This is a genomic window from Butyricicoccus sp., from assembly GCF_050872565.1.
Lineage (GTDB): Bacteria > Bacillota > Clostridia > Oscillospirales > Butyricicoccaceae > Butyricicoccus_A.
The window spans coordinates 1-5,614 of sequence record NZ_JBNMHC010000135.1 but is presented as its reverse complement, the minus strand read 5'-3'; the positions used below and the strand labels follow the sequence as shown (position 1 = coordinate 5,614).

General features: G+C 46.5%; 3 protein-coding genes. All 3 read left to right on the top strand.

Features of this window, described 5'->3' with window-relative positions; genetic code table 11:
• Positions 1-2,968, top strand: a 2,968-nt coding sequence (locus tag ACR0P9_RS06865) for an S-layer homology domain-containing protein (RefSeq protein WP_432618590.1), incomplete at its 5' end; no start/stop codon positions are given.
• Positions 2,969-3,143: 175 nt separating this feature from the next.
• The gene (locus ACR0P9_RS06860) at positions 3,144-4,631 is read left to right on the top strand and encodes a hypothetical protein (RefSeq protein WP_432618588.1); all 1,488 of its coding nucleotides are present in this window, start codon (positions 3,144-3,146) and stop codon (positions 4,629-4,631) included.
• 183 nt (positions 4,632-4,814) lie between these two features.
• A partial coding sequence (locus ACR0P9_RS06855) for an AMP-binding protein (RefSeq protein WP_432618586.1) occupies positions 4,815-5,614 on the top strand: 800 nt, incomplete at its 3' end.

Here is a 5,614-nt window from a genome sequence, read left to right as displayed (position 1 = left end):
CGACACGGCTGCAACAGGCGAATTCACCTGCACACGCTGCGACTTCAAGAAGGATGTTGATGCTACAATCACTTCTAAGACCACCGATCCGACTTGCACGAAGGATGGCGAGACCGTAACAACGGCTAAGGCAGAGCTGAAGGATGACAACGGAACTGTACTGGCAACCGCTGAGCATTCCAAGGTAACTGCAACCGTTCCGGCAACCGGTCATGCGTACAAGAGCGAAATCAAGTGGAGTGAAGATCACAAGACCGCACAGGCAGTATTTACCTGTGAGAAGGGCGATGACACGCAGACTGTTAATGCTGTTGTTGAGACCAAGACCGTTGACCCGACTTGCACGACTGAGGGCAAGACCACAGCAACTGCAACTGCAGAGCTGAAGGATGGCGACAAGGTTCTGGCAACCGCAACAGATACCCAGGTTGTAGACACCAAGCCTGCTCTGGGTCATAGCTACAAGGGTACGATCACTTGGAGCGAAGACTACAAGACGGCAACTGCAGAGTTCGTTTGCGATACCTGCGGCGACAAGCAGGTTGTAGACGCAACTATTGATGTTGAGACCGACGACGCAACCTGCACGACTGGCGGTAAGGTAACTTACAATGCAAAGGCAGAGCTGAAGGATGAGAGTGGCAAGGTACTTGCTACTGCAACCGACAGCAAGGAAACAACGGTTGATGCGCTTGGCCACGATTACGAGGTTACGTTCGACTGGGCAGAGGATGCTTCTTCTGCAAAGGCAACCCTGACCTGTAAGAAGGGCGACGACAAGCAGATTGTTGATGCCGTAGTAACCAAGGACGAGGCAAACAGCGTTGCAGCGACTTGCGAAAAGGCTGGTAAGAATGTATTTGTTGCTACCGTGACTTACGATGGCAAGGAGTACAAGGACACCAAGACTGTTGAGCTTCCGGCTCAGGGTCACGACTACAAGAAGACTATCATCTGGAACGAAAACAATACAGCGGCTACAGGTGAATTCACCTGCTCTCGCTGCGACTTCAAGGAAGACGTTCCGGCTGAAGTAACTTCTAAGACCACGGATCCGACTTGCACAAAGGCTGGCGAGACTACAGCTTCCGCTAAGGCAGAGCTGAAGGACAAGGACGGCAAGGTTATCGAAACCGTTGAGGCTTCTAAGGTAACTGCAACTGTACCGGCAACCGGTCACGACTACGAGACCAAGTTCGACTGGGCAGAGGATGGTTCTTCTGCAAAGCTGACGCTGACCTGTAAGAAGGGTGACGATACGCAGACTCCGGAAGTTACTGTGACCAAGGATGAAGCGAATAGCGTCGCAGCGGCTTGCGATAAGGATGGTAAGGATGTATTTGTTGCTACCGCAATCTACGATGGCAAGGAGTACAAGGATACTAAGACTATCGTACTGCCTGCTCTGGGTCACAAGTACAAGGGCACAATTGTTTGGAGCGAAGACTACAAGACGGCAACCGCAGAGTTCGTTTGCGAGGCTTGCGGCGACAAGCAGACCATGAATGCAGAAGTTGAAGCAAAGTCTGACGACGCAACCTGCACAACTGGTGGTAAGGTAACTTACACCGCAAAGGCAGAGCTGAAGGATGAGAGCGGCAAGGTACTTGCTACTGCAACCGACAGCAAGGAAACAACCGTTGATGCACTGGGCCATGATTACGAGGTTAAGTTCGACTGGGCAGAGGATGCTTCTTCTGCTAAGGCAACGCTGACCTGTAAGAGAGGCGACGACAAACAGACTGTTGATGCCGTAGTAACCAAGGACGAGGCAAACAGCGTTGCAGCAACTTGCGAAAAGGCTGGTAAGGACGTATTTGTTGCTACTGCAACTTACAATGGCAAGGAATACACCAACACTAAGACTGTTGAGCTTCCGGCATTGGGCCACAAGTACAAGGGCGCAATTGTTTGGAGCGAGGATTACAAGACGGCAACCGCAGAGTTTACTTGTGAGAATTGCGGCGACAAGCAGACCATGAATGCAGAAGTTGAAGCAAAGTCTGCTGACGCAACCTGCACGACTGGCGGTAAGGTAACTTACACTGCAAAGGCAGAGCTGAAGGATAAGGACGGCAATGTACTTGCTACCGCAACCGACAGTAAGGAAACAACTGTTGATGCACTTGGCCACGATTACGAGGTTACGTTCAACTGGGCAGAGGATAGTTCCTCTGCAAAGGCAACGCTGACCTGTAAGAGAGGCGATGACAAGCAGACGGTTGATGCTGTAATCACAAAGGATGAGGCAACCAGCGTTGCAGCAACTTGTGAAGAGGCTGGCAAGAATGTACTTGTTGCTACCGTAGCTTACAACGGCAAGGAATACAAGGACACCAAGACGGTAGAAATTCCGGCTCTGGGTCATGACTTTGTCAATGGCGTTTGCACTCGTTGCGGCACAGTACAGCTTCCGTTCACGGATGTGAATACGAACGACTGGTTCTATGAGAAGGTTGTTTACGTTTACACGCACAAGCTGATGTCCGGTACTTCTGATACGACCTTTGAGCCGAACGCAAATCTGACTCGTGCTATGATGGTTCAGATCCTCTACAACAAGGAAGGTTGCCCGGCAACAGTTTCCGACAACAATCCGTATGAGGATGTTGCAAAGGATCAGTGGTACTTCAATGCTGTACAGTGGGCATATGAGAACAAGATCACAGGCGGTACAAGCGCAACGACCTTTGACCCGAACAGCAAGGTAACACGTGAGCAGTTCGCAAGATTCATGTACAACTATGCAGGCACACCGGAAGTCAATGGTACGCTCAACTTTGTAGATGCCGATCAGGTTTCTGATTGGGCTTACGATGCAATGCTTTGGGCAAACCAGAATGGCATTATCGGCGGCAAGAAGTTGTCTGATGGCAGCGTCATTCTCGATCCGAAGGGCAATGCAACTCGTGCTGAGGCAGCGTCCATGCTGATGGGATACTGCACCATGCAGGAAAAGAATCAGTAAAATCATCGAATTTGTTTCGATGAATGGATAGAGATGTAAGGCTCTGGCTCCGCAGTGATTTTTCACTGCGGAGCTTTTTTCCATAAAGAATGAGGAAAAAAGAAAATGGAAATTTTGTGAATTTTCTTGATTGTGATATAATAGAACAAAAAACTCTTGCTAGGGGGACTGCGATATGGAAACGAAAAAGAATAGATTTAGCCAGATTTTAGAACAAGTTATGAATTTGGGCGAGATTAAAAATGTGACGTTGGCGAAAGCTTTACAGTATGATGTGAGCTATATCAGCAAATGGACTAGCGGACGGATGCTTCCCGCAGAAAAAAATAAGCGAAATGTTTTGCGGCGTATCAGCAGAGAAATTGTACAGCTGAGTTCTAAGACAGGAAAAGAAAATCTGTATGAAAATTATCAGGTTTGGGACGATATAGAACTAGAAGAGACCATTTTTGATAATCTAGAAGCAGAATATAATTTCGTTCAAGACATGCAGAGGGAATATGGTTCATCTGTTGAGCCGAAAACAATATTTTTTGCAAAACTAAGCCCCGCGCAGTATATTTCTAAGATGCATCATCCTGTCCTGCGAAGAGTTAGCCAATTGAATATCACAGCGGAAATGGATTTGCTTGCTCTTACCCATGAGTATCGGCTGCAAATTATTCAAGGAAATATTCGCCGCGATGTGCATGTTTCCTATCCGGATGTGCACTTTTCGTTGATGGTAGATTTAACACTGGACAAAATCGACGATACATATGATCCGATTTTTCTTCTGAATATGATGTCGGATATGGCGCGCATTGATTTCTGTCTGTACAAAGGAGCACAGGCAGCAGGCCGATTGATTTTTGCGGTAAAAGATGAATTTATGATTAGCGGTATGTTGATGGATTCCGACCGCTGCATGGCAGTTACGGTTAGCAGTGCTGCTGAAAACTGTAGCCCCATGTACGATAGCATTCGAGACCTGTGCACGAGAGAGACGCTGATGTACCGCAGCACAACGATGCAGAAGATGATAGAGAAAAAATCATATGTACGCGCCATACTTTCTTTGAATCAAAAATGGATTATTGGGCATCTGACAGAACATTTTTTGCCAGATGATTTATTTGAAGAACTGCTTGCGCAGGTGAAAGAACAGGACAATACCGTTCAGGAAGAACGATTGAGATATTTTCATATATTAATCAAAAAGACAATGGAGACAACCCCTATATCCATTATTTTGCACAGCTCAGCATTGACTAATCTTGCCGTGGATGGAGAATTAGACTTCTTTGACTATCCCGTGCATCTTACGCTGGAACAGCGCAAGCATTGTTTACAGCATGTTTATGAGCTGTGTACAAAGCAAAAAAATTTTTGTGTCAAGATGGTGCATGGCTGTCTAGTATCCGATTTTCAATATGCTGTGACGCAGTGTGTCTTCTTGTCGGATACCGTTTGCTATGCAAGACTGCACACGGAGAATCGAATAAACAACCTTGCCGTCTTTAATCATCCGGATATGAAAACAATTTTTCTGCGTTTTTTTGAGACTATGTGGTCGGAGAAAAACAAAATTGTGTGTACAGAGACAGACACAATTCGCTCTTTTATTCACGATGCGATTGAACGGATTGATATTTTGAGTTATGCAGAAAAAACAAATGAATAAAATGAAGCTATTAGATACACATACAAAATCATGAGCGATAAATAACAAGTTTTTATAAGATTTTCCTGATTTTGGCTTTTTCCAGTTTATTCAAGTTTATTCATGAATTTCCATGATAAACTAAAACTATCCTTTATCGGATGAGATAAGAATAGGACTGAAAACAGAAAGGGGAAATATCATATGAAAAAAACGTTGACGGGCAAGCCGAGTATAGACCGCCCATGGATGCAATATTATCCGCCGCAGATGATTGACGGATTGTGCATTCCAGAGCAGACAATTGCTGAGTACTTAGAAGAACGCTGCCCAGGAGCCGATGTCACGGCAATGCATTACTACGGCACAGATATTACGTGGAAAGAAGTAAATGAACAAGTCGATAAGACTGCCCGCGCATTGCGTGCCTTGGGATTTGGCGAAGGGGATGAAATTCCGGTGTTCTTGCGTGCGGTTCCGGAATTTTTGTATTTGCTTTTGGCGGCGGAGAGGATTGGCGCATCGCTGCTGTGCCGCGATAATACGATTGAAGAAAATGTAGCCGCGGTAAAACAATCGGGTGCCAAGATGATTTTTGCCCATGATTTCTTGCCGCATGATGACTTGAATGCGTATCGCAACAAAGCTGGTGTACATGGTGCGGTTTTGCTCAGCCCACTGCACAGTGCAGATCGGACAAAAATTCCTGATTATTGTTGGGACTATATCGATTCGCTTTACAGTGATGATCCGGCGTATGGCCCTTGTACCATGTCTTGGGATGCTTTTTTATCCTTGGGAGATGGATTTGATGGCACAGTGGAAGCGGAGAGAAATATAGATCGTCCGTTGTTCCGGGCATATACCAGCGGATCTACCGGCCCTTCCAAGCAGGTTATCCATTCTGCACATACGATGATTGGTAATATGCATCAGATGAATTTCTACGGTGGTGCCAGCGATTTCCGTCCAACATGGATGGTTACGCAGCTGCCGCCGGCACT